The 22,643-nt window shown below is 49.0% G+C and carries 19 protein-coding genes and 3 pseudogenes; 18 read left to right on the top strand and 4 right to left on the bottom strand.

Annotated elements, in window-relative coordinates; translation table 11 throughout:
- The 16 genes and pseudogenes from HV314_RS16260 to HV314_RS16185 all read left to right on the top strand — a co-directional run bounded on the left by HV314_RS16260 (window position 1) and on the right by HV314_RS16185 (window position 17,003).
- Entirely contained in the window at window positions 1-894 is an 894-nt protein-coding gene (locus HV314_RS16260) for a formylglycine-generating enzyme family protein (protein ID WP_181546155.1), read from the top strand.
- A gap of 69 nt (window positions 895-963) precedes the next feature.
- A pseudogene (locus tag HV314_RS27415) lies at window positions 964-1,158 on the top strand (hypothetical protein); the annotation flags it as partial.
- Window positions 1,159-1,453: 295 nt separating this feature from the next.
- Window positions 1,454-2,272 (top strand): annotated as a pseudogene (locus HV314_RS16250) (formylglycine-generating enzyme family protein); the annotation flags it as partial.
- 196 nt (window positions 2,273-2,468) lie between these two features.
- Window positions 2,469-3,635: a hypothetical protein gene (locus HV314_RS16245; protein WP_181546151.1), complete on the top strand. Its 1,167-nt coding sequence runs from the start codon at window positions 2,469-2,471 to the stop codon at window positions 3,633-3,635.
- Between the two features lie 26 nt (window positions 3,636-3,661).
- Window positions 3,662-3,928 (top strand): PAAR domain-containing protein, encoded by a 267-nt coding sequence (locus HV314_RS16240; protein WP_181546149.1) that lies wholly within the window; start codon window positions 3,662-3,664, stop codon window positions 3,926-3,928.
- Between the two features lie 3 nt (window positions 3,929-3,931).
- On the top strand, window positions 3,932-5,089 hold the full coding sequence (locus HV314_RS16235) for a hypothetical protein (protein WP_181546147.1): 1,158 nt from the start codon (window positions 3,932-3,934) through the stop codon (window positions 5,087-5,089).
- Window positions 5,076-8,486: an ImcF-related family protein gene (locus tag HV314_RS16230; protein ID WP_181546145.1), complete on the top strand. Its 3,411-nt coding sequence runs from the start codon at window positions 5,076-5,078 to the stop codon at window positions 8,484-8,486. The genes HV314_RS16235 and HV314_RS16230 overlap by 14 nt, the downstream gene beginning before the upstream one ends.
- Window positions 8,486-10,081, top strand: a complete 1,596-nt coding sequence (gene tssA, locus HV314_RS16225) for a type VI secretion system protein TssA (RefSeq protein ID WP_181546143.1) — start codon at window positions 8,486-8,488, stop codon at window positions 10,079-10,081. The genes HV314_RS16230 and tssA overlap by 1 nt, the downstream gene beginning before the upstream one ends.
- A 50-nt stretch (window positions 10,082-10,131) precedes the next feature.
- Window positions 10,132-10,875, top strand: coding sequence for a hypothetical protein (locus HV314_RS16220; RefSeq protein ID WP_181546140.1), 744 nt, complete (start codon window positions 10,132-10,134; stop codon window positions 10,873-10,875).
- 15 nt (window positions 10,876-10,890) lie between these two features.
- Window positions 10,891-12,654, top strand: a complete 1,764-nt coding sequence (gene tssF / locus HV314_RS16215) for a type VI secretion system baseplate subunit TssF (protein ID WP_181546138.1) — start codon at window positions 10,891-10,893, stop codon at window positions 12,652-12,654.
- Window positions 12,609-13,712 (top strand): type VI secretion system baseplate subunit TssG, encoded by a 1,104-nt coding sequence (tssG, locus tag HV314_RS16210; RefSeq protein WP_181546136.1) that lies wholly within the window; start codon window positions 12,609-12,611, stop codon window positions 13,710-13,712. Before tssF ends, tssG begins: the two co-directional genes overlap by 46 nt.
- Complete coding sequence (tssJ, locus tag HV314_RS16205) at window positions 13,693-14,229, top strand: type VI secretion system lipoprotein TssJ (RefSeq protein WP_139081540.1); 537 nt, start codon at window positions 13,693-13,695, stop codon at window positions 14,227-14,229. The genes tssG and tssJ overlap by 20 nt, the downstream gene beginning before the upstream one ends.
- A complete protein-coding gene (tssE, locus tag HV314_RS16200; RefSeq protein WP_065554521.1) occupies window positions 14,222-14,674 on the top strand; it encodes a type VI secretion system baseplate subunit TssE in 453 nt (150 codons plus the stop codon). The genes tssJ and tssE overlap by 8 nt, the downstream gene beginning before the upstream one ends.
- 14 nt (window positions 14,675-14,688) lie before the next feature.
- Window positions 14,689-15,159 carry a hypothetical protein gene (locus HV314_RS16195; RefSeq protein ID WP_046275948.1) on the top strand — a complete coding sequence of 157 codons (471 nt, stop codon included), beginning with the start codon at window positions 14,689-14,691 and terminating at the stop codon, window positions 15,157-15,159.
- A gap of 122 nt (window positions 15,160-15,281) precedes the next feature.
- A complete protein-coding gene (locus tag HV314_RS27650) occupies window positions 15,282-15,680 on the top strand; it encodes a hypothetical protein (RefSeq protein WP_181546134.1) in 399 nt (132 codons plus the stop codon).
- Between the two features lie 78 nt (window positions 15,681-15,758).
- The gene (locus HV314_RS16185) at window positions 15,759-17,003 is read left to right on the top strand and encodes a GIY-YIG nuclease family protein (RefSeq protein WP_181546132.1); all 1,245 of its coding nucleotides are present in this window, start codon (window positions 15,759-15,761) and stop codon (window positions 17,001-17,003) included.
- Window positions 17,004-17,083: 80 nt separating this feature from the next.
- On the opposite strand, the pseudogene HV314_RS27410 reads toward HV314_RS16185, so the two are convergent.
- The 4 genes and pseudogenes from HV314_RS27410 to HV314_RS16170 all read right to left on the bottom strand — a co-directional run.
- Window positions 17,084-17,504, bottom strand: a pseudogene (locus tag HV314_RS27410) (tyrosine-type recombinase/integrase); the annotation flags it as partial.
- A gap of 220 nt (window positions 17,505-17,724) precedes the next feature.
- The gene (locus HV314_RS16180) at window positions 17,725-19,167 is read right to left on the bottom strand and encodes a glucosyltransferase domain-containing protein (RefSeq protein ID WP_181546130.1); all 1,443 of its coding nucleotides are present in this window, start codon (window positions 19,165-19,167) and stop codon (window positions 17,725-17,727) included.
- A 1-nt stretch (window position 19,168) separates the two neighbouring features.
- Window positions 19,169-20,092, bottom strand: a complete 924-nt coding sequence (locus tag HV314_RS16175) for a glycosyltransferase family 2 protein (RefSeq protein WP_046274452.1) — start codon at window positions 20,090-20,092, stop codon at window positions 19,169-19,171.
- Complete coding sequence (locus HV314_RS16170; RefSeq protein ID WP_046274453.1) at window positions 20,089-20,451, bottom strand: GtrA family protein; 363 nt, start codon at window positions 20,449-20,451, stop codon at window positions 20,089-20,091. Before HV314_RS16170 ends, HV314_RS16175 begins: the two co-directional genes overlap by 4 nt.
- Before the next feature lie 271 nt (window positions 20,452-20,722).
- Here HV314_RS16170 and deoD point away from each other — a divergent pair, with 271 nt between their 5' ends.
- Both deoD and tsgA read left to right on the top strand, forming a co-directional pair.
- Entirely contained in the window at window positions 20,723-21,430 is a 708-nt protein-coding gene (gene deoD / locus HV314_RS16165) for a purine-nucleoside phosphorylase (protein WP_046274454.1), read from the top strand.
- 38 nt (window positions 21,431-21,468) lie between these two features.
- The gene (gene tsgA / locus HV314_RS16160) at window positions 21,469-22,623 is read left to right on the top strand and encodes an MFS transporter TsgA (RefSeq protein WP_016156155.1); all 1,155 of its coding nucleotides are present in this window, start codon (window positions 21,469-21,471) and stop codon (window positions 22,621-22,623) included.
- The last annotated feature ends 20 nt before the right edge of the window (window positions 22,624-22,643 follow it).

The following is a 22,643-nucleotide window of genomic DNA, read 5'->3' as shown; positions in this document are numbered from 1 at the left end:
ATGAAGAAGACATTAATTACGATTGTTCTAGGTTCCTGCTTTCTGACCGGATGTGATCAAGGAAATGCTGAAGCCAATGATAAATCATCTAAGGAACTCATTAATAATTCCATTGCAAATATGATTTCTGTTCAGGGTGGAGAGTTTTTGATGGGAGACTTTGGTCCCTTGGTGGGGGAGAAACTGCCCTTTAGTATTCAACTGGATGATAAAAAATTACATAAAGTCATTTTAAGTGATTTTTCTATTTCTAAGTTTGAAGTTACAAATGATAATTATAAAAAGTATTTGAAGATAATGGGGAAAGAAGAACCACCTATGGATATTATGGCAAAACGGCATCCTTCTTTGCTAAAAGATGATTACCCGGTAGGTGTCACTTGGCAACAAGCTAAAGATTATTGCCAATGGTTAGGCACTGTTTCAGGTAAAAACATTGATTTGCCGACGGAGGCTCAGTGGGAGTATGCAGCAAGGTCGAGAGGACAATATCTTCCTTTTGCAACCAATAATGGTAAATTTTCTCCAGGAAAAAATGTCCCTAGTCAAGATGAACTAGATGAATATACTGATGGATTAGGTATTCCTATTTATCCAATCGCCAAATATTCTCCAAATCCCCTAGGCTTGTATGATATGGGGCTTAATGGATCTGAATGGACCAATGATTGGTATGCAGCCGATTATTACTCTAATTCTCCAGTTATTGATCCTCAAGGACCAATGCAAGGATCCGAAAAAGTATTACGGGGAAATGGTGGTGGTGATACACAGTACGCTTTGACAATGTTCAGACAGTCATCACTGCCTGTACCTAAAATCGGGAAGGATGATGATTATAAAAAAAATGGAGTTGGTCCACAGTATGTGTTCCGATGTGTGGTTAACAAATGATTGATAATCTTATCTATGGTTCTTATTTTTAATGGCTCCCAGCGTTTATGTGAAAAAATTTAAGGAACGATGTCGAGCTTTTTAAAGGATAGCCATGTGGGGAAAAAATCATTGTATAGCCCGGGCGCCGGGCTGTCTGCTGAATTTAATCCATTGGAAAAGAAAGCCTCAGCGAAGATGGAAGGCCACTCAAGTTTTGCACTGGGTGAGGCGAAAGCATCGACTGAACTATTTCTTCCCGATCGACTTGGTATTGCATTGTTAGAATTCCTGGGAATGACGGAGTTTGGCTTTATGGGAAGCTATTCCACCCAATATGAGCGCAATCTTCATACGCTTTATGAAAGACTCCCTCGCACAGTTGATCCTGATGAACCATTTAAGCGAATCCCGGAAGATGAGATTGCTGAATATGTCGCCTTCATTAATGAGGCGCACAACTCTAATTCACAAATGGCGTAGGGAGACTTGTAATGTTAAACAATGAAATAAAAAAGTAGTCATATTGCTCGCTTTCACCCTTGTCGCCTGTGACAACTCTTCATAAAAAATAGAGTTAGCCAGTAAATTGGTTGACAAGTCACTCTCAAACATGATCGCTGTTAAAGGCGGGGAATTTTTGATGGGCGACGTCGGCCCCTTGGTTGGAGAGGGTATACCCTTTAGCATTCAACAGGATGATAAAAAATTACATAAAGTGATACTTAGCGGTTTTATGATTTCAAAGTATAAGGTAACTAATAAAGACTATAATGCATATCTTGAAATAACAGGTAAAAAACGACCACCTGTTAGCGCTTTTACCAAGGACTATCCACTGCTTCTTGGGGATGACTACTCTGCGATCGCAACCTGGCAGCAGGCAAAAGATTATTGCTTATGGCTGGGAGGGCAGTCAGGAAAAAAAGTAGATCTGCCGACAGAAGCTCAATGGGAGTATGCCGCACGTTCAGAAGGTAAGTATTTACCTTTTGCAACCGACAATGGAAAAATTGAGCATGGCAGAAATTACCCAACATATGATCAAATGCAAAAATTCACGGGAGGATTATATTTACCATTTTATCCCATTGGTAAATACCCACCGAATCCTTTAGGCATTTATGATATGGGTTTAAGTGGTGAAGAATGGACAAACGATTGGTATGCACGAGATTACTATGAACATTCTCCAGTGAATAGCCCTCAAGGTCCAGAAACTGGTGATAAAAAGGTTCTGCGTGGTGCTGTAGGTGGAGATGAACAGTATGCTTTAACAATGTTCAGACAATCTTCCTTTCCAATTCCCAGACCTAATTCCAAAATGGACTCTGTTTTCAATTATGATAAAGATGGGATTCTTCCTACCTATGTTTTTCGGTGTGTAGTTAATGACTAGATTAAAATGGACTTATGTATGCAATTAACTTCTCCTAGATTTCTTGCTGTTTTTTGTTCGTTGATGTTTTCATTAAATACCCATTGCGAGCAATGAGCATTATCTTGTTAAAGATATTAAAAATCTCAATCTGTACTTGTGGAAGGGTTCTGATGTTAAAGACTGAATGCTAATTGGATACAATTTATCAGGTGGTATGGATTTCAATGCGACTACTGGGGTTATCTGTGGTGGGGTTGGTGGAGCAAGCAGTTATTTATGGATTGCAAATGTTAAGTCTGGGGTTAAGAAAACGCTGTTTCCATCTAGAGATGTGTACTCAAGTTTTGCTCCCGTGAGTAATGTTATTATTTCTTCAAGTAATGGCCAATGTATCTTTACCGATGGACATAATATTTATTCTTACAGTATGAAAACCCCTATATCCAGAATTATGTTTTCCGGGGCAGCAAACAATGCCGCAGAGAAAACTCATCGAGTTTTCTTTGACGATAAAAATAATATAACCATTGCTCTCTTTGATAAGCACTTTTCTCTTTTGTCAAAGAGCATGAAGGGTAATAATCTGACAGCGGTTCGCTTTCCAAAAAACATAAACTATTCACTTAAAGCACTTGGTGATTTTGCCTCTCTTTCTGATAATGGAGACACTTTATACACCACTGCATCTGTTGAAGATAATGATGGGTATGGGTTCTCTGCGATATTGTCAATTAATGTGCAGAGTGGAAATGTTAAAAGTATTTTATTGCCTTATTTGGATGGGCTTAAGTATAAAGTAAAACAATTTTATATTGTTGATGGTGGGCATAAGATTGCAATGCTTCTTGAGGGAAAAGCAAAGCCTGCATGGTATGTTTACACAGCGAATGCTGCATCAGGAAATAATTCTGAAAACAGCAGTGATAACTACAAACTACTTTTTAATAAATACGATGCAGGGTTGGAAGTTGTACAACATCCTGCCGGTGATGACTACTTTTATTCAGTGACTACTGATAAAGGTGATTTAATAAAAATAAATCTCTCGGGTGATTTTAATGTCACTTCTTTTGATGTTAAAGGTGAAATGGATCGTGCAGGCACCGTGGCGCACGGTGATGCTTCTTATCCGTTTGTAGAACCGAAACTATCCAGCCCAAAGAAAGGTAGTGCTGTGAAAGTACTGGGTGATTTTATGGTTTGTAAGGATTTGAATAACTCTCCTGACGAAAATAACTGTGGTTTGGCAAGAAGTGGCGTTGATGCCCTTGTACAGGAAATAAGAACTATTGAATCTCAGCAATTTGTGAAGATATCGCCAGAAAAAGATCCGAATCTGGTTTTCTGGACGCTTATTGAAAATGTACAGTCAGTCAATTAATTATTCATTCTTAAAGGAAGATTATCATGTCCAAAGGATTCGTTTTACTCGGTGATAAAACTACACATGGGGGGCAGGTGATTTCAGCATCTTCGACCATGATTGTTAATGGTAAAATGGTTGCACTGATCGGAGATAAAGTTAGCTGTCCGAAAGAAGGTCATGGTGTTAATGCCATTATTGAAGGTTCGCCTGAATGGTCCTCAGACGGTAAAGCGATTGCTGTGGATGGTTGCCGCTGTGAATGTGGTTGTCAGCTGATATCCAGCGCACCGGATTGTGTAATAGGATAATTAATGAGCTGGGAGCGTGAGAAATCAACGGTATCCAAGAAGCCTGAAGAGCCTTCTTTTGTTCTTTGGCTTATGTTGGGAGTTGTCGCAGTTGTAGGGAGTGTAGTGCTGTTCGTCCTGCATGCTAATAAGCTTTCAGGGCCTTTACAGGCATTTAATATTTGGGTCGTCACAGCAAGCCCCATAGTTATCTGGTTTTTCTTCCTTTGCCTGCGGGGTTGGCTCTTCAATAGTGCATTTGATAAGCACGAGTTCGAGGCTAATGAGGCTGATTACGCCCAGCGGCAATGGACTGAATGGGCCGGCAGAAACATTGCAGTGCTCCATAGCAGTGTCATTTTTCCGGAAGCCCTGACGCCATTTCGTTTTTTGCAGGCCTCAGCTGAGCATGTGCAGCGCACAACATTGACGCAGCATTTTGATGATCACTCAACTCCAGAAAACAGTTTTTCACAACTACTTGAATGTGTCAGTGATGCCCTGGTCTGGGTTCCAGCAGATTTACCCCTTAGAGCCTCTTTGCTGACGGATTGGCAGGAAGATCCTCTGATACTTCAGGACGAATTTGCAAAGGTCTGGCAGGACACTGTTCCTTTTCGGCCTATCCCTGTTTTGAATATACAGACCGCGAAGAGCTTTATCTGGCTGGAAGAACGAATCAAATCGCCAACGCTGGATGTGGATTTTATTCTGGTGCATCAGACCCAAGGGAAAGGGCGTTATAGCGACATCCTGGCCTCTTTGTTGCTGACATCAGATGATGTTGCCACAAAATATCAACTCACTCATGATGCCTGCCTGCTACGGCCAATGTCGTTAGATATGGGTGATATGAATAAATCACTGGATACGTTTTTCTCTACGCAGACTCAGGCCTGTACCACTGCCTGTATTATCGGCGATCAGGTTGCATGGGGCGATTTATTTCCTGTTCTGCTTGAATCCGCTGCTATATATACAGGGCACTGGAAACCTGAACAACTCCACTGGCTGGAAAAATATGCCGGGCTCAGCGGCCCTTTTTCTCCATGGATAATGGCCGCAGTCGCCAGCGATATCGTGAACATACAAAAAGCAGACTGTCTGATGCTTTCTACAGATGGTGAGCAGAAATTTATTAATACAGTGCAAACAGGGAAGCGAAACGATGACCACGGGTGATTCAGCATGGCGCGGAGGCTGGGGAAGACTGGGCTTCTCCGCGCTTTTAGCAGGCGGAATTGCCTGGGGGATCTGGCACTTTGGCGATCAAATGGGGCTGCATGCTCCGTTACATAAAGGGTTGGTCATTGCCGGTGCCTTGATTTTATTGTTGCTGTTGCGCCATGGCAAAACCATTACACTTGCAATCAAACAGGGCTGGCATCGCTTTCAGTCAAAACGCAAAAATGTTCTGCCCGTCGATGAGGGGCGTGTTGAGCAGACCGCACCGCGCAACGTCACGGTCGACACCATCCGCCTCGCCATGCGTAACCTCTACGGTCGGCGCTGGGGGCGTAAAACTCGCATCCTGCTGATAACCGGTACGGCCGCTGAAGTGGAGCAACTGACTCCGGGCCTTACAACTCAGCTCTGGCAGGAAGACCGCGGCACACTGTTGCTGTGGGGCGGTGACCTCAATACGCCACCGGACAGTGTCTGGCTGACCGCGCTGCGCAAACTGCGCCGTCGCCCGGTAGATGGACTGGTGTGGGTCACTTCAGCCTTTGACCAGCTGTCAGCGCCGGGGCTGGAACATCCATTACCGGTACCGTCTGAAAGCACCATGGATTCCCTGTCTCATGCCATCAGCGCCCGTATGGAAACGCTTGGCTGGAAACTCCCGCTTTATGTCTGGTCACTGCACCCGCGTGCCGGTCAGCCGGATGGTCGCATTGTACAGGCCACTGGCTGTCTGCTGCCTGCCGGTTGCGGTCCTGAAGATCTGGCTGAACAGCTTTCAGCCCTGACGCCGGAACTGACTTCTCAGGGTTTGTTGCAAACCTGCGATGAAGTCAAACACAGCTTCCTGCTGACGCTTGCCGACCAGCTCATCCGTGAGCCACAGAGCGTGACCGCGCCATTGTCGGTGATGCTCAATCCGTATCGTCCGCTGCCGCTGGCTGGCGTGGTGTTCAGCCAGCCTTCTGCCGGTGCTGAACGTGCCGTGCCGCATCACTGGGGCATGGACAAGCGCTGGGATGTTCTGCCTGAATCTGTCCGGATGCTTCCTGCTGTGCTGCGCCCCGTTAAACCTGGCATTCCGTGGCGCAGGGTGATGGCGTCTGCTGCTGCGCTTACGATGGTGGGCTGGGCTGTGTGGATGAGCATCGCGTATGTCACCAACCGCAACCAGATTGCTGGTGCAAATGCACAGGCTTCGCTTGCCGCCCGGCAGAATATGCCGCTGGAACAGCGTCTGCATGCCCTGTCTGAACTACAGAAGATCCTGGCTCGTCTGCAGTACCGCGCTGAGCATGGTGTGCCGTGGTATGAACGTGCCGGGCTGAGTCAGAATGACGCGCTGCTGGCAGCACTCTGGCCACGTTACCAGGACAGCGCGTTGCCGCTGTTGCGGGATGCGACAGCTGACCATTTACAGACCCGGCTGAATGCCTTTAATGCGCTGCCACCGGGTAGTCCACTGCGCGAGCAGATGGCAAAAAACACTTATGACCAACTCAAACTCTACCTCATGCTGGCGCGTCCGGAGCATATGGATGCGGCATGGTTCAGCTCTGCTTTGCTGAAAGACTGGCCGAATCGTAACGGTGTGAAAGACGGCGTCTGGCACGGGATGGCTCCCTCTATGTTGGCGTTCTGGGGCGCGCAGCTGATTGCGCACCCGGAGTGGAAACTCCGTGCCGATGAGGGCATGGTCAGCCAGGCGCGTTCTCTGCTGGTTCGCCTGATGGGTGTGCGCAACAGCGAATCGACCTTGTATCAAAAGATGCTCTCACAGATGTCACATCTGTACGTTGATATGCGCCTTGAAGATATGACCGGTGATACCGACGCTTCCCGTCTGTTCAGTACCACCGAAATCGTGCCGGGGATGTTTACCCGCCAGGCCTGGGAGCAGGCGGTACAGCCCGCCATTGAAAAAGTGGTGAAGGCCCGCCGGGACGAACTTGACTGGGTGCTCACGGAGAGTAAGCGTCAGGTGAATAAGCAGGATGAAACCTCACCGGAAACGCTGAAAAAGCGCCTTACGGAGCGTTATTTTGCAGACTTCGGCGGGGCGTGGCTGGATTTTCTGAACAGTCTGCGCTGGAACCAGGCCGCGACGCTGTCGGATTCCATTGACCAGCTGACCATGATGGCCGACGTGCGTCAGTCTCCGCTGGTGGCACTGATGAACACCCTCAATGTGCAGGGGCGTACCGGGCAAACTGGCGAAGCCATTTCTGACTCCCTGGTCAAATCGGCCAAAAACTTGCTTGGCGGTAATAACAAGGATGCCATTGACCAAAGTGCCGGCGTTCATGGTCCACTGGATGAAACCTTTGGTCCGGTACTGGCGCTGATGGACAAGAACCGGACTGGTGCACAGGAACTGAGCCTGCAGTCTTACCTGACTCGGGTGACGCAGGTGCGTCTGCGTTTGCAGCAGGTGACTAATGCTGCCGACCCGCAGGCCATGACTCAGACCATTGCTCAGACCGTATTCCAGGGCAAGGCCGTGGACCTGACCGAAACCCGCGACTACGGAAGCCTGATTGCCGCCGGTCTGGGGCAGGAGTGGAGCGGCTTTGGGCGTACGGTGTTTGTGAATCCGATGGAGCAGGCCTGGCAGCAGGTGCTGACCCCGGCGGCCGACAGCCTCAATGCCCAGTGGCAGCAGGCGGTGGTGGCAGAGTGGAACAGTGCCTTTGGTGGCCGTTATCCGTTCAACAACTCCAGCAGCGATGTTTCACTGCCGCTGCTCGCTAAATACCTCAACGCGGATTCCGGGCGTATCGCGCAGTTCCTGCAAACCCGCCTCAAAGGCGTGCTGCATAAAGAGGGCAATCACTGGGTACCGGATAGCATCAACTCACAGGGCCTGGCGTTTAACCCGGCATTTCTCAGTGCCATCAACACCCTGAGTCATATCTCGGATGTGGCCTTCACGGAAGGCAATGCCGGGATGAACTTCGAGCTGCGGCCGGGCACCGCCGATGGAGTGATGCAGACCGACATGATTATCGACAGCCAGAAGCTGACCTACGTGAATCAGCTCCCGGTATGGAAACGTTTTACCTGGCCTGCGGATACCGAAGCACCCGGTGCGAACCTGAGCTGGATTAGCACGCAGGCCGGGACCCGTCAGTACGCAGATATTCCGGGTAGCTGGGGCCTGATACGCCTGCTTGATAAAGCCAGCGTGAAAGCATATCCGGGTGTGGGAAGCAGTTACAGCCTGAGCTGGAAGGCACCGGACGGTCGCATGCTCAATTATACCCTGCGTACCGAAGCGGGTGAGGGGCCGCTGGCGTTGCTGAAATTGCGTAAATTCCAGCTGCCGGAAACTATCTTCAGCACGACCGGCGCTGTGGCATCAGGCCAGGTCGCCAGCGATGCAGAGGAGGTCTACTGATGAGCATGCTGAACACGTTACTGAGTGCCTGTCAGGCAGAACCGGAACCATTACTTGTAGCAACCCGTGAGCGTGTGGCGCAGTGGGACAGCTGGCTGCAGCCGCTGTCCGGGCAATCGCCCGCTGGCGAAGACCCGGGCTATGACGATGACTTCCAACAGATGCGCGAGGAGGTTAACAAACTTTCCGGCGCGGATACCGAACTCATCTGCCGGCTTGCTGAGAAACTGCTGACCGCGACCGCCAAAGATATCCGTGTGGCAACATACTACTGCTGGGCGAAGCTGCACCGCGAAGGTGAGCAGGGGCTGGCCGAAGGACTCGAGTTGCTGGCCGGTCTGCTGGGGCGCTTTGGACAACAGTTGCACCCGCAGCGTGATCGCAGCCGTAAGGCAGCGATGGAATGGCTGGCCGGGTCGCGTATGACCGACTCGCTTTCCCTGTATCCGGAAGTGGTCAGGATCGATGCGATGCGAACCACCGGGGCACTGTTGCTGATAGCACTGCTTATTGAGAATGAGCCGGATGAAACCCGTCCCGAACTCAATGCGCTGTACGGTGCGCTGGAGAATCGTCTGCAGAAAGCGGGGGGCGTGGATGCGGTGGTACCGCAGAACGCCAGTACCAGCGAAACCCCGTCGTCTGCCAGTCACAGCGATGCCCCGGCCATCGGGCGGATCACCTCCGGTCAGGATTTGCTGGCCCAGGCCCGCACCCTCACCGAATACCTGCGCGAGCAGCCAGATGGCTGGCTGTCAGCACACCATCTGATGAAGAGCCTGCGTCACGACACCCTGCGGGCCATCCCGGCCCCGGATGCGCAGGGGCGTACACGCATCGAGCCGCCAAGGGCGGATCAACGCGCGTTACTCAAACGTCTCTACCTGCAGCAGAACTGGGCTGAAATGCTGGAAACGGCCGACAGCACCTTTTCCCGCGGTGCCAATCACCTGTGGCTGGATTTGCAGTGGTACATCCACCAGGCGTTGACGAAATCCGGCAAGGAGACGCTGGCTGACATTATTGCTGCCGATCTGAAAGGGCTGTTGTCGCGCCTGTCCGGGCTGGAGACGCTGACGTTTAGTGACGGCACGCCGTTTGCGGACGATGTGACCCTGAACTGGATCCAGCAGAGCGTGCTGGACACCGTTGGTGGGTGGGACAATGACACACCATCAGCCCCGGTTACCTCTGGTAACGATGACATTCTGACGCTGGAACCGGAAGCCGTGGCACTGGCCGACAGTGAAGGCCCGGATGTCGCACTGGGCTGGTTGCAGGCCCGTCCCGACATCACCACCGTACGCCAGCAGTGGCTGCTGCGCCTGCTGATGGGGCGTATCGCGGAGCAGTACGGCAAAAATGAGCTGGCGGTGCATCTGTTTGCGGAGCTGGGCGAGCGGGCCGGTGAACTCACCCTTACGAACTGGGAGCCTGAGCTATTGTTTGAGGTACAGACCCGTCATCTGAAACTCCTGCGGCTGAAAGCCAGTCGCAGTGAGGCTGATAAGACCCGCCTTACACCGGTAATGGACCAGTTACTTGCCGGGCTGCTCGCAGTTGATCCTGCCCGTGCCGCCGTGCTTTGCGGATGATAATTAGTCATACCTTCAGGAAAGAAATCAGAATCAAGGGAAATTAAAAAATGAAACGTCTTAGAATATTTACTTGTTTAGGTGTGATGTTCTTGCTTTCAGGTTGTACAGCACTGCTGTGGGGAGGAAATAAGGTCGCCGAGCCAAAAACAGAGAGACATATTCAGATTCAGGACAGTGTAACCGGTGTATTTCAGTATAAAAACCTTGCTGTTTCTGTTGTTCAGGGAAGCAAAAAAACTACTGTTAACGTTCCCTCTGAAGGTGTTGCCTTTGTAGGTGAAAAAAATATATACATTCTGACCCGGGGGGCTGATGAACTTCTGTTCCTTAATAAACTTGCAACTCAAATTCCCCTGATATCAGGTCGGGAAGAGAATACCCTTAAGTTTCGGATAAACAAACCATCAGGCAGCGATAGCGTGCTTCAGTTCAGCGATGCTCTTCCTGTCGAAGTCAATAAATCCTCCAGGATGCTTTCAACAGAAGAGTTAAAGATTATTCAGCATGCAGGCTTCCGGAGCAACGGTGTCCGGTATGTCAGGGACGTATATATCACGGGAGTGATTATTCCCAAAGTGAGCCTTAATTATACTTTTGATAAGACTGAATCTTTGGGGAGAACGTACAGCGTTCAGTTTTATTCGCTGGAGTCTGGAACCGATTTTCACCCCGTAAATCTGGCGACCAATATTGTCGTTACCCCGTTAGCACTCACTGCTGATATTGTTTTTTTCCCGATATCATTAAGTCTGCTTCAGCTCATTAATGGCCCTTCACCATTCGGACATTAATCAAACAGGTGTTTTATGGAAGATTTAACCCTGCGCTATTTTGATGCAGAAATGCGCTACCTGCGTGAAGCCGCGAAAGAGTTCGCGCAAACCCATCCCGATCGGGCGGCAATGCTCGACCTGGATAAGGCCGGCACACCCGATCCCTATGTCGAGCGCCTGCTTGAAGGGTTTGCCTTCTCAATGGGGCGGCTGCGCGAAAAAATTGACGACGACCTGCCGGAACTGACGGAAGGCCTGGTCAGCATGCTCTGGCCGCACTACCTGCGCACTATTCCATCCCTCTCTGTGGTGGCGCTCACTCCGGCGTTGCATGCCATGAAAATGGCGGAAGTGGTACCAGCGGGTCTTGAGGTATATTCCCGTCCGGTAGGGCCGAAGAACACGGTCTGTCGTTATCGTACCACCCAGGATGTGATGCTCAATCCCCTGAGCGTTTCGGGTATTACCATGACCACTGAGCCTGACGGTCGTTCGCTGTTGCGGATGCGCTTTGCCTGCAGCAGCCAGGCAGACTGGTCCGGTGCTGACCTCAGCCGTCTGAGCCTGTATCTCGGGGCGGATGCCCCGGTCAGTAGCCAGCTGCACCTGATGCTGACCAAACGCCAGGCCGCACTCTATATGCGTCTGCCCGGGCAGACTGACCGTATCCGGCTTGACGGGTACTTCTCACCCGGGGGATTTGCTGAAGAGGACGGTCTGTGGCCGAAAGGTGATACCGCGTTCAGTGGCTATCAGTTGCTGCTGGAATACTTCACCTTCCGCGACAAGTTTATGTTTGTCCACCTTAACGGGCTTGAGGGCATCACGCCGCCAGCCGGGGCCGAATATTTTGATATTGAAGTGGTGTTCAGTACGCAATGGGCGTCTGACCTGCCGGTCACCGATGAGGCGATTCGTCTGCACTGCGTGCCAGTGATTAACCTGTTCACGCTGGAGGCTGACCCGCTCAGCATCACCGGGCTTGAAAGCGAGTACCTGCTGCGTCCTAAACGGCTGCAGGACGGACATACCGAGATTTATTCGGTGGATTCGGTCACCGGTTCAAACCGCACCGGTGATGCCGAGTACGTACCGTTCAGCAGCTTTCGTCACAAGGGCGGAATGATGCGCCGCCATGCCCCCCCGCGTTACTACCACACGCGTGTGAAACGCAGCGTCACCGGACTGTATGACACCTGGCTTATCCTCGGCGGCCACCAGTGGGAAGATGACCGCCTGTTTGAGCGTGAGGCTGTATCGCTGCAAATCACCGGCACCAACGGTCAGTTACCACGCCGGGCATTACAAAGCACGCTGCTTGACCGCTGTGAACAGGTGGTCAGTACACCGCTTTCAGTACGCAACCTCTGCAAACCAACGCTGCCAGTCTATCCGCCATCCGAAGACCGTTTCCACTGGCGGGTTTTGAGTCACCTTGGGTCTGGCTTCCTGAACATGATGAGTACCGCCGAAGTGCTGCGTGGCACCCTTGCCCTGTATAACTGGCAGGAAGATGAAATAAACACCCGGCGTCTGGAAGCGATTCAGCAGGTGGAGCACCACCGCCTGCAGCGTTTTGAACAGGGCTACCTGCTTCGGGGGCTGGATATCGAAGTGACCCTCGACAGCAACGGCTTCACCGGTGAGGGCGATATTCACCTGTTCGGTGAAATGCTCAACCGGTTCTTTGCGCTGTATGCCGATATGAACCAGTTTAATCAGCTCACCCTCATTGTTCAGCCAGAAGGAAAATGCATCCGGTGGAAAGAGAATCACAGTCCGCGTCTGCCCGGCTGATAGCGCAACTGGGGGACCGGCTGCCCTATATCAACTTTTACCGCTTCTGCCAGTTGCTGGAGCAGAGCCAGCCGGACAAACCGGTTACGGGCAGTACCTGGCATGTACGTCATGAACCGGTACGTTTTCGGCCACACTCGGGGATGGGCTTTCCGGCATCTGAAGTCAAAGGGATTGAGCAGTCTGAGCATTCGCATTTGCCGCCAACGGTACGCATCACCTTTATGGGGCTCTACGGCGTGGAGTCCCCGCTGCCGACGCACTATATCGATGACATTACCCAGCGACGGGAAGGGTATGAGTCCACTGCGGATTTCCTCGATATCTTCAACCACCGGCTGATTGCCCAGTACTACCGTATCTGGCGTAAATACTCATACCCGGCGACTTTCGAAGATGGCGGTAAGGACAACACCTCGCAGTACTTGCTGGGACTGGCCGGGCTCGGGATTAACGGCTGCACGGACAATATCGCGACCCCGGCTTCGCGCTTTCTGGCACTGCTGCCGGTCATGTTGCTGCCGGGGCGTACCGCAGAAGGCATGGCCTCGCTGGTGCGCCTGCTGGCACGCAACACGCAGGCGAAAGTCTGGCACCACGACAAACGCCGTGTGCCGCTGAAGAAGCCCCTGACCATGAGCGTGCGCCAGCCTGTCACCCTGACAAACCGACCGGTGATGGGCAACTATGCCACCGACGTAAACAGCCAGGTGCTGATGCGTCTGACCACCACTGACCCGGTAGAAGTGCAGGGCTGGTTACCGGGCGGGGAGCTTCACACAGATTTAATGGCGCTGCTGCATGTCTATCTTGGCTCGCGTCTCGATGTGCGTCTGCAGTTGTGTGTCGACCGTAGCCTGCTGCCGGATGCGACAATGAGCACTAAACCCAACGCCGGGGCGGTGCAATTGGGCCGTACCGCCGTGATGCGGCCGCTGAATGGGGCGAACACCGTCACGCATCCCAAAACTATAACCATCAATCTGGGCCGCTATGAGCGGGTACAGGAAAATATTCACCGCAGGGAGACCGATGAAGATGGCGATTACCGCTGGTAAATTTCCTCTGGCTGCGCTGGCCGCTGGTATCACCTTGATGCTGGCGGGCTGCGGGCTGACTCAAAAAATGACAGACGGCACCGTTGCTGTGACCAAATCGATTTTTTATAAGCAGATAAAGACCCTGCATTTGGATATTCGCGCCCGTGAGGCCGTCAACAGCAATGCAGGCGGCGTGGCATTGTCGACGGTGGTGCGTATTTACCAGCTTAAAGACCGCAAAACCTTTGACAGCACGGACTATCCGTCATTGTTCAAAGACGACAGTCAGGCCGTCAAGGCAGACCTGATGGCGGAGAAAGATATCCGCCTGCAGCCGGGCGGGGCGGTGACGGTTGATATGCCGATGGAAGAGAGTGCGCAGTATGTCGCAGTGGCAGGCATGTTTATGTCGCCGGACCAGGTGAACAACACCTGGCGGGTGGTGCTGAGCCGTGATGATCTCGATCCGGATAAAGCCCGGGTGATTGAGGCCGGTAACAACCGCCTGACCCTGCAGGTGCTGAAAGATGAGTGAGTCATCCCGTCCTTCACTGTATGAAACTCTTTATGGCAACTTCACCGGAGGCCTCGACCTGCATCAGGTCAGCGAGCAGAACCAGGTTATTCTGTCCGTACTCGACAATATGCAGCGTATCCTCAACAGCCGATCGGGAACGTTGGCGCATCTGCCAGATTATGGTCTGCCGGATATGACCAAAATTCTGCAGGGGATGCCGGGAACGGCGCATGAGCTGATGGGCGCATTGTCTGCCGTACTGCTCAAATATGAACCGCGGCTCAAAAAAATCAATGTCATCCTCCTCGGGCAGGACATCCCCGGTGAACTGCGCTATGCCATCGATGCTGAGCTCAAAGGCGTGGGTCTGGTGCGTTACGGAACCGAGTTTATGCCCGAGGGGCGGGTTCTCCTGCGACATCTTAAGCAACAGCAGTATCTCGACACGACAACCCATCTGTAAGGCCAGATAACACTATGTCAGTAAAATCACAGTTCCTCAAAAAACTACAGGCCAGACAGTCAGCCCCGGTCTCGTTTACCAGCAAGACTCAGGCCGATATCGCAGAATTTCGCCTGCGAATAACACAACTTCAGGAGCAGATGGACGCGTGGCTGGTGGATACCGGGCTCAATGTGGAGTCGTTCACGGTATCCGTTACGGACCTGCTGGTGGAGGGGGGCGCTTTTGAAATTACCGGTATTGTTCTGTGTTACGACGACCGGGCCGTAAAGTTTGTGCCGGTATTTTTGTACGGCCAGGGCGTGACCGGGTGTGTGGAGGCGACTTTTCATAATGGAGAACGAGTGACTTCACTGGGGCGTTTATTTATGCGGTCAGGTACCGTGAGTGACTGGACCTTTTCTCCGCCTGGAGCTTTATCCCGTCCTGGGCAGGATTTTGATGAGAGCGCGTTTTTTGGTTTGATTTTATCGCTCCTGCCATAGCGGGAGCGGAAAATGAATCATTATTTTTTTGCTTTGAATCATTGCACGTTTTCCTGACGAAACGGTTAATAGCTTTCGGATTACTTAGCCCTAAAGTAACGAAATAAATCACGGATATGTAAATGAGAAAATTAATCTTCCTTCTGGTATCAGGAATACTGTTTACGGCACAAGCCGATGCTGCGCGTGGAAGGCAGCCCTGCTCAGGTTCAAAAGGCGGTATAGCGCACTGCACATCGGATGGACGCTTTGTCTGTAATGACGGGAGCCTGAGTCAGTCGAAGCGATTCTGTTCCGGGTATGGTTCCTCAGACGCCAGCAATCAGACAAAACCGTCCACTTCCACCCGCAAAACGCAGACGAAAAAGGGGACAACGGCGAAAAAGCAGAAACAGCAACCCGTTTCAGAAAACGACGAACCGGTCAGTACCCAACCCCGACAGCCCACTTGCGCTCCCCTCTATATGGCTAGCAAGCCCGGATACACTCATTTACCGATTTGCTCAGGGAACCAGTATTAATTTGATATGGCAAAGATTCTCTTCCCGCTATTCAGATTAAATCATCAGGATAAGACTAAGAAAGAAAAGAAATAAAACATGGCACGAAGAAAAAAAGATGACAATGCTACGGGTATTATCCTGGTTATTCTTGGCGTCATTGCCTGGGGTATTTATGTCGCGGTAAGAGCATTAATAAACCTTAATGAACAATTTATTGAATATGTTTCTAATCCGGCCGGAATCATCGGTCTGTTCTTTGGTTTACTGATAGCCGTTGCGCTGATAATACGGGTTTTCATTTACCGGGGATTCCGGAAGAAAACAGCTGAGCTTGAACAGGCCGCGTCGGACCTGGCACAGAAAGAGAAAGCCTTTGACGAAACCGTCAGTACTGAAGTGGCTCGCGGCCTGTATCAGGAAAAGAAACAGCTTTCCGGTCAGTGGGATGACTTTCACAATGCCAGAAATAAAGCCTCCCGGGCACTGCAGCGTATTGTGGACTCCGCGTATAAATTCAAAGTCAAAACACTGCTTTCCGGCACTACGGTGAATAACTGGCAAAGCAAGTACGACCAGCTCAGAAAAGAGAGAGACGCTTATGCTGCTATAAGCGAGAAAATCACCTTTCTGGAACTTGAAGATAATGCCGACTGGGAAAGCGTAAAACAGCAATTTCTGGATAAGGTCGCCCTGCTGGAAAAAGCGCAGGAAGAAAAAGAATATCAGGCAGAGCTCAAGCGTCAGATGCGGGAAGAAAAACAGCGTCAGGACGAACTGGAGCAGCAGCAGCGCGAAGCGGAAGAGGAGGAGCAACGCCTTGCTGAGCAGCAGCGCTTACTGGGGGAGGCTCTGCTCGCTGCTGAAGGTGCTCACCGGGAAGAGCTGGAACGACAGCGTCTGGAGCTGGAGCAAAAAATCCAGGACGTGCATCAGCAGTATGAGCGCGCCAAATCCATGGCCCAGCTCACGAAGCAGGGCCATGTGTATGTGATTTCGAATATCGGCTCCTTCGGTGAAAACGTTTTTAAAATTGGTATGACCCGACGGCTGGAGCCTATGGAGCGCGTGAAAGAGTTAAGTGGCGCAGCCGTGCCGTTTGATTTTGACGTCCACGCCATGATTTCCTGCGATGACGCTCCTGCGCTTGAAAAGACACTGCATGACCATCTGGAAAGCTACCGGATTAACCGCATCAACCTGCGTAAGGAGTTCTTCCGGGTCGAGCTCAGCAGAATTATCGATGAGGTGGAGCGTCACCACGGGCTGGTTGAATATATTGCTGACCCTGTGGCGCTACAGTATCTGCAGAGTCTCAAATATGCAGAAAGCGAAGCCGCATAAACAATGACTTTCAATAGCTCCTTATACGTCAAATGGACAACGGGTCATGAATGACATCTCCCCACGTAAAATAAAAAACGGTATCCGTGCTCACTGCACCAATCACGAAAACTCGAACAAATCCATGTGCTGTTGCAACCCGGCTTAGCTTTGACTCTGTGAAGAAAAGCTGTCAGTACCATATCTGATAAAACGATCTTTTTACGTGGAGAAGGGAAAACGAGCTCTGTATGCAGGCCCCGTATATTTTCAATTATCGCCATTGCCTGTTTTGACAGTGGTACACGGTGCATCTGACTGGCTTTCATTTTTTCTGCAGAATAGTCCAGACAGCATTTTAAAGTTAACTTCAGACCATTTCATGGCTAGAGCTTCCCCTGAACGACAAGCCGTGAGTATGACAATACTCAGCAACGCTTTGCTGACATTGTAAGGTTCACCATGCTGGATGTGGGTTGCCAGAAAAAGAGGGTTACTCTTCCATGGCATAGCTGGCTGATGGACCCATTTTTGCTTATAAGGAAAATTTGAAACCTGTTGCTGTGAGAGTTAGTGCTGTTACGTTGCCTGAAATTGGCAAAGGAATGGAATTACCGGGCAACTATCAGACTCACCACTTCAGCCCTGGCGAGCTCTGGGTAACTTCTTTTTCGCTGGATATGATTGGTGCTGACTCTTCGAAAATAAAGCCCTCAGCATTAAGTGCGAGGGCTGGAAATAATTAATTGCTATATTTTCCTAAAAACACGATGGCGTTATTGTCCGAAATGAATAATGTATAATATTCATTTGACGAGACCGGTTTAATACCTTTTTTTATGATATCAGATAGTTTGTTTTTATTTTCTTGCTCATCCCCATAACCATGAAGGGTTTGCGTGAACCCTTTGTTGACCAATTGATATGACGCTAAAAACTCAGTAGCTGGAAAAACGAAATGGCCTATAAGTGGTTTGTTATCTATTAATAACCTTGCTCTTTCATTTTTATTCAACTGGCCTACAGTACCAATGGATACAATGTCTTTATGAGTGGCAATGTCTTGCGCAATCATGCTAAAAACAAAATTTTCATATTCTTGTTGTGACTTCATAGCGTTGCTTAGTTGAGCACTAAAAGCAAGCGAAGCAATGACTGGGATCAGTGCAGCGTATTTAAAACGAGGAGCGAAACGCATAATCGGGATAGCAATTATAACCAATATAACTGAAAATGAGACTAAAGTACGGGGAAGTACTGGTGCGTCCTGAAGTAATAATGTTGGCCCCATAAGTGAAATAATGAATATTAAAAAGGAGACAGCTCCGTACAAAATAAATGATGCTATTTGTTTTATATTAGTACGGTAAGCAATGAGCATGAACACGCAACTTATAAGTATTGGGATTGCGAAGTAAATGTAAACCGGATGATATAGATAAGAAAGAACCATTTCTTTTAAGGCAATTAATGTTTTGGCCAGATGCTCTAATCCCCCTTGGTCTAGATGTATTAATTCTGCTCGAGAGTTATTTTTAGGCGAGAAGAAAAGCATATAGATAAGAAAAAATGATACGAATAAAATTGTTTTTTTGAATAAGAAAATTATTGATTCCTTGACCTTTACATCTTTTTTTGTTGCGATGATGATTACATCAATTGCAAGCAAACCAATAAAAATATTGGCACATGGTTGATATAAAGTTAAAGATAATACGCCAGCGATTAATTTTGTCGCAACCTCTATCGTCAGATTTTTATTTTTATAAGTATATGCAACCACCGCAAGGAAAAAGGCAATCGACATTCCGAGACTATCATATCTGTACGCAATATTTTGCAAAATGAATGGGTTGAATATTAAAAGTGCGGCAACCATGTTTGCGTTCGGAATATCTGATTTAATCAGGTGTTTACTGAGCGCAAGCGCAGATGCGCCTAAGAAAATACATGATGCGAGCATGGTATAAGGAAATAGGTCCAGGTTATAGTGCCCACTGGCAGAAAAAAATCTGGTTAAAATATCTGCAAAAGGTCGACCTAAACCACGCCAGCCGTAATATCCAGTTATAGACCTGTCTAAATCATCTCTGTAATATATGCCTGCCTGGATTAACGGGTAAATAAACAACAGGGCTAATCCTGAGTAAATAAACAATGCTTTTTTATCGTATCTGGAGAACATTTTAAATCCCGTCTTGTTTTTTAACTATATAACGTGGCCGTTGTTTGGTTTCGATGTAGATTCTACCTATGTACTCACCAAGCACACCGATACCAATTAACTGAATCCCACCAAGGAAAAGGATTGAAACAATAATAGATGGATATCCCGCGACCGGATTTCCCCAAAAAATCTTGTCTATAATCATCCATGCACCGAACAAAAAGGATACAGCGGCTACAAAAAAACCAATGTAGGTCCATATTCGCAATGGGAACGTTGAAAAACTGGTAATACCCTCCAGAGCAAGATTCCACAATTTCCAGCCATTAAATTTTGATTTACCAGCAATGCGTCCTGCGCGTGTGTACTCAACAACATCAGTATTGCCACCTACCCAGCTAAGCACACCTTTCATAAAGAGATTACGTTCCGGCATGAGTTTGATGTTATCAACTACATCGCGGGACATAAGTCTAAAGTCACCAACATTTTCTTCGATCTTTGGATCGCTTATTTTATTGTGTAATTTATAGAACCATTCAGCGGTTTTGCGCTTCAGTTTTCCATCCGTGGAGCGGTCTGCGCGCTTTGCCAGCACAATATCTGCACCTGCAAGCCACTTATCGACCATCAATGGAATTATTTCGATTGGATCCTGTAGGTCAACATCGATCGGAATAACTGCTTCACCAGAGGAACGCTCAAGGCCGGCAAAGATTGCTGGTTCTTTTCCAAAGTTGCGCGTAAATGATATGGGGACGACGAGCTTATCAGATACGGCGAGAGCATTAATGATTGATTCTGTAGCGTCTTTGCTACCGTCGTTGATAAACACAATTTCAACATCATATTTTTTTAGTTCTTCATGTCCACGCACCGTGTTGTAGAAAATAGGTATTGTATCTTCTTCATTGAACACCGGCACAATCAGAGAAATTTTCATTTCGGATCCCTAAAAACAATGAACCTGGAGTATAAGAAGCCGCATACCAAGCTGATGGAGGAGAACTCTATCAACGTTATGAGAGGGGAAATGTTGTAGTGATCAGATACCTGACCAGAGATAAAGCTTAGTAGTCCCATAAATCCAACAAATAGCACATACCCTCGGCCGGTGGCTTTTGCGCTAAATGTAAATTTTGCGTTTGCAAAAAATGAAAATGTCACAGCTATCAAAAACGCCACCACGTTGCTCACGGCCTGGTCATTTTTCATGATGTATACCATGATGCCGAACACCGCCCAATGTAATGCCGTGTTTACAATCCCTACGGAAATGTAGCGTGAAAGTAGCTTTATCATAATTAAGAAAGGTTTAATAGAAAGTGTGCGAGTTTAACATTGATACAAAACGAGATCGACACTTCGACTTTTACCTTTCGCAGAGACTTGTTTTGCGATACCTCCGAGCGACTGTGCCGGGAGCGCGGTTTTCCGCTGGGCCACAAGCTCGCAACACTAACTCTCAGAAATGAGAGGCCGATCCTCTGAGCAGGACTTTTGTCCTCAATCCTCTGCAAACCTCTGGTTACAATCCCTGCATATCTTCAATACCCATAATTCAGGAATTGTTATGACTGCACATATTAATGCCAAAGCGGGTGATTTTGCGCCAACCGTTATTATGCCGGGCGATCCGCTTCGCGCTAAGTTTATTGCTGAAAATTATCTAATGGATTACCGCGAAGTCACCAATGTACGCAATATGCTGGGCTATACCGGTCTTTATTTTGGGCAACCTGTTTCGGTGATGGGACATGGCATGGGTATTCCGTCAATGACACTTTATGCTCATGAACTGGTACATGACTTCGGTGTACAGCGAATTATTCGTGTCGGCAGTCTGGGGGCAACACAACATCATGTCAAAATGCGAGATATTATTCTTGCCATCGCCGCCGGAACGGATTCTGTCACTAATTTAAAACGTAGCGCGGGCTACGCGATGGCGACATCTGCCCATTTCTCATTATTGCAGCAGGCGTGGGCATTGGCGCAGAAGGCCGGTATTGACGTTAAAGTCGGCAATGTCTTCAGTGGCGATCTTTATTACGATCCTGACGAAAATTTAATACCTGCACTGGAAAAGTTTGGTGTGCTGGGTGTGGATATGGAAGTGGCAGGGTTATACGCTTTAGCGCATCAGTTTAATATTGAAGCGTTGGCTATATTAACCGTATCCGATCATTGCCTGACAGGAGAAGAAACAACGGCGGAAGAACGGCAGTTAACCTTTAAAAATATGATAGAGCTGGCGCTAAATACAGCTGTTACGGCTTAGCATCAGCATTTAAATGAACCAATCAGAGATGGCATTATATGAAGAATAAAATAGCACTTACGCTGATTAGTTTTCTGGCAAATTTTATTATGGCAGGATTTGCCAGTCAGTTTGGTATGCTGATTGAACCGATTGCAGTACGCTACAGTGCCGATGTGAATACCGTCGCCTCGATATTTTCGTTGCTTAACGGTGGGGCGTTAGCCGGGACCATCGCCGCCTTTTTCCTGATTGAGAAAATCGGCGTTAAGCGTATGACGCTCATTATCTATTCGATAGTGTTCCTCTGCGCTCTGGCAATGCACTTAAGCCCTGGCTTATGGCCGGTGATGGTCGCCATGACCCTGGTGGGTTTCTGCGGCGGGATTGGTCTGTGCGTGGCGGGAACGATCGTGGTTTCGGTTTGGCAGGATCGCATTCAAAGTACGATGCTGGTGGTGCAGGACGCCACCTTTAACGTCGCGGGCGTAGTTTTCCCGCTGATTACCACTTTCGCCCTGACGCACAATATGTCATGGAGTTACAGCTATCTGAGCGTAGGCATAGTGGCCTTACTCACGCTGGGCGTTGTGGCTCTCACCCGCTTTACCGCCTGTGAAACGGCCCCTGCAGCGGACAGCGCAGACCCGGTGAAATCCGAGTGGAATCCAGGGATTATCAGCGGAGGCATTGGCCTGTTCTTAGGTATGTTGGCGCTGTATACCTTCCTGACCTGGGCACCATTATTTGTGAAGAACAAATTTGGTATTCCCTTCGAAGAAGCAGGTAATATTATTACGCAATACTGGGGTGCTGCGCTGGTCGGCGCGTTAGTCTCAACCGTTATTGTTTCCCGCGTAAAGATACATTATTTCTTGCTTAGCATTATTTTGTTAGCTTGCGTTATTACCACCATCATTGTCACGAAGGAAAATATCTCCGGGCTTGATTATCTGGCCTATAGTTACGGGTTTGTCTGCGCAGCGCTGTATAACTCCTTTATTGCCTACGGGGTTTCTTTCGTGAAGCGCGCGAGTAGCCAGAACGTTTCTTATATTTTAATTAGCGGTAGTGCTGGCGCCATGTTCAGTCCGGCGATCAGTGCGTTAATGGAAAAAACTATGGGATTGCAGAAAATTATGTACGCAATACCGGTGTTGTATTTAATTATCTTTATTATGTTGATGGGTACATTAAAACTCAAACGTAATTAAACACAGTAATAACGCTTACC

Origin of the sequence: Citrobacter sp. RHBSTW-00887, assembly GCF_013728095.1 — a bacterium.
Taxonomy (GTDB): Bacteria; Pseudomonadota; Gammaproteobacteria; order Enterobacterales; family Enterobacteriaceae; genus Citrobacter; species Citrobacter braakii.
The sequence above is the reverse complement of the archived record's forward strand: the minus strand, read 5'-3'. Positions and strand labels throughout refer to the sequence as shown.

Coding starts and splice junctions, on each gene's coding strand:
- HV314_RS16260 (WP_181546155.1), top strand. CDS start 1: ATGAAGAAGACATTAATTACGATTGTTCTAGGTTCCTGCTTTCTGACC.
- HV314_RS16245 (WP_181546151.1), top strand. CDS start 2,469: ATGGATTTCAATGCGACTACTGGGGTTATCTGTGGTGGGGTTGGTGGA.
- HV314_RS16240 (WP_181546149.1), top strand. CDS start 3,662: ATGTCCAAAGGATTCGTTTTACTCGGTGATAAAACTACACATGGGGGG.
- HV314_RS16235 (WP_181546147.1), top strand. CDS start 3,932: ATGAGCTGGGAGCGTGAGAAATCAACGGTATCCAAGAAGCCTGAAGAG.
- HV314_RS16230 (WP_181546145.1), top strand. CDS start 5,076: ATGACCACGGGTGATTCAGCATGGCGCGGAGGCTGGGGAAGACTGGGC.
- tssA (WP_181546143.1), top strand. CDS start 8,486: ATGAGCATGCTGAACACGTTACTGAGTGCCTGTCAGGCAGAACCGGAA.
- HV314_RS16220 (WP_181546140.1), top strand. CDS start 10,132: ATGAAACGTCTTAGAATATTTACTTGTTTAGGTGTGATGTTCTTGCTT.
- tssF (WP_181546138.1), top strand. CDS start 10,891: ATGGAAGATTTAACCCTGCGCTATTTTGATGCAGAAATGCGCTACCTG.
- tssG (WP_181546136.1), top strand. CDS start 12,609: ATGCATCCGGTGGAAAGAGAATCACAGTCCGCGTCTGCCCGGCTGATA.
- tssJ (WP_139081540.1), top strand. CDS start 13,693: ATGGCGATTACCGCTGGTAAATTTCCTCTGGCTGCGCTGGCCGCTGGT.
- tssE (WP_065554521.1), top strand. CDS start 14,222: ATGAGTGAGTCATCCCGTCCTTCACTGTATGAAACTCTTTATGGCAAC.
- HV314_RS16195 (WP_046275948.1), top strand. CDS start 14,689: ATGTCAGTAAAATCACAGTTCCTCAAAAAACTACAGGCCAGACAGTCA.
- HV314_RS27650 (WP_181546134.1), top strand. CDS start 15,282: ATGAGAAAATTAATCTTCCTTCTGGTATCAGGAATACTGTTTACGGCA.
- HV314_RS16185 (WP_181546132.1), top strand. CDS start 15,759: ATGGCACGAAGAAAAAAAGATGACAATGCTACGGGTATTATCCTGGTT.
- HV314_RS16180 (WP_181546130.1), bottom strand. CDS start 19,167: ATGTTCTCCAGATACGATAAAAAAGCATTGTTTATTTACTCAGGATTA.
- HV314_RS16175 (WP_046274452.1), bottom strand. CDS start 20,092: ATGAAAATTTCTCTGATTGTGCCGGTGTTCAATGAAGAAGATACAATA.
- HV314_RS16170 (WP_046274453.1), bottom strand. CDS start 20,451: ATGATAAAGCTACTTTCACGCTACATTTCCGTAGGGATTGTAAACACG.
- deoD (WP_046274454.1), top strand. CDS start 20,723: ATGACTGCACATATTAATGCCAAAGCGGGTGATTTTGCGCCAACCGTT.
- tsgA (WP_016156155.1), top strand. CDS start 21,469: ATGAAGAATAAAATAGCACTTACGCTGATTAGTTTTCTGGCAAATTTT.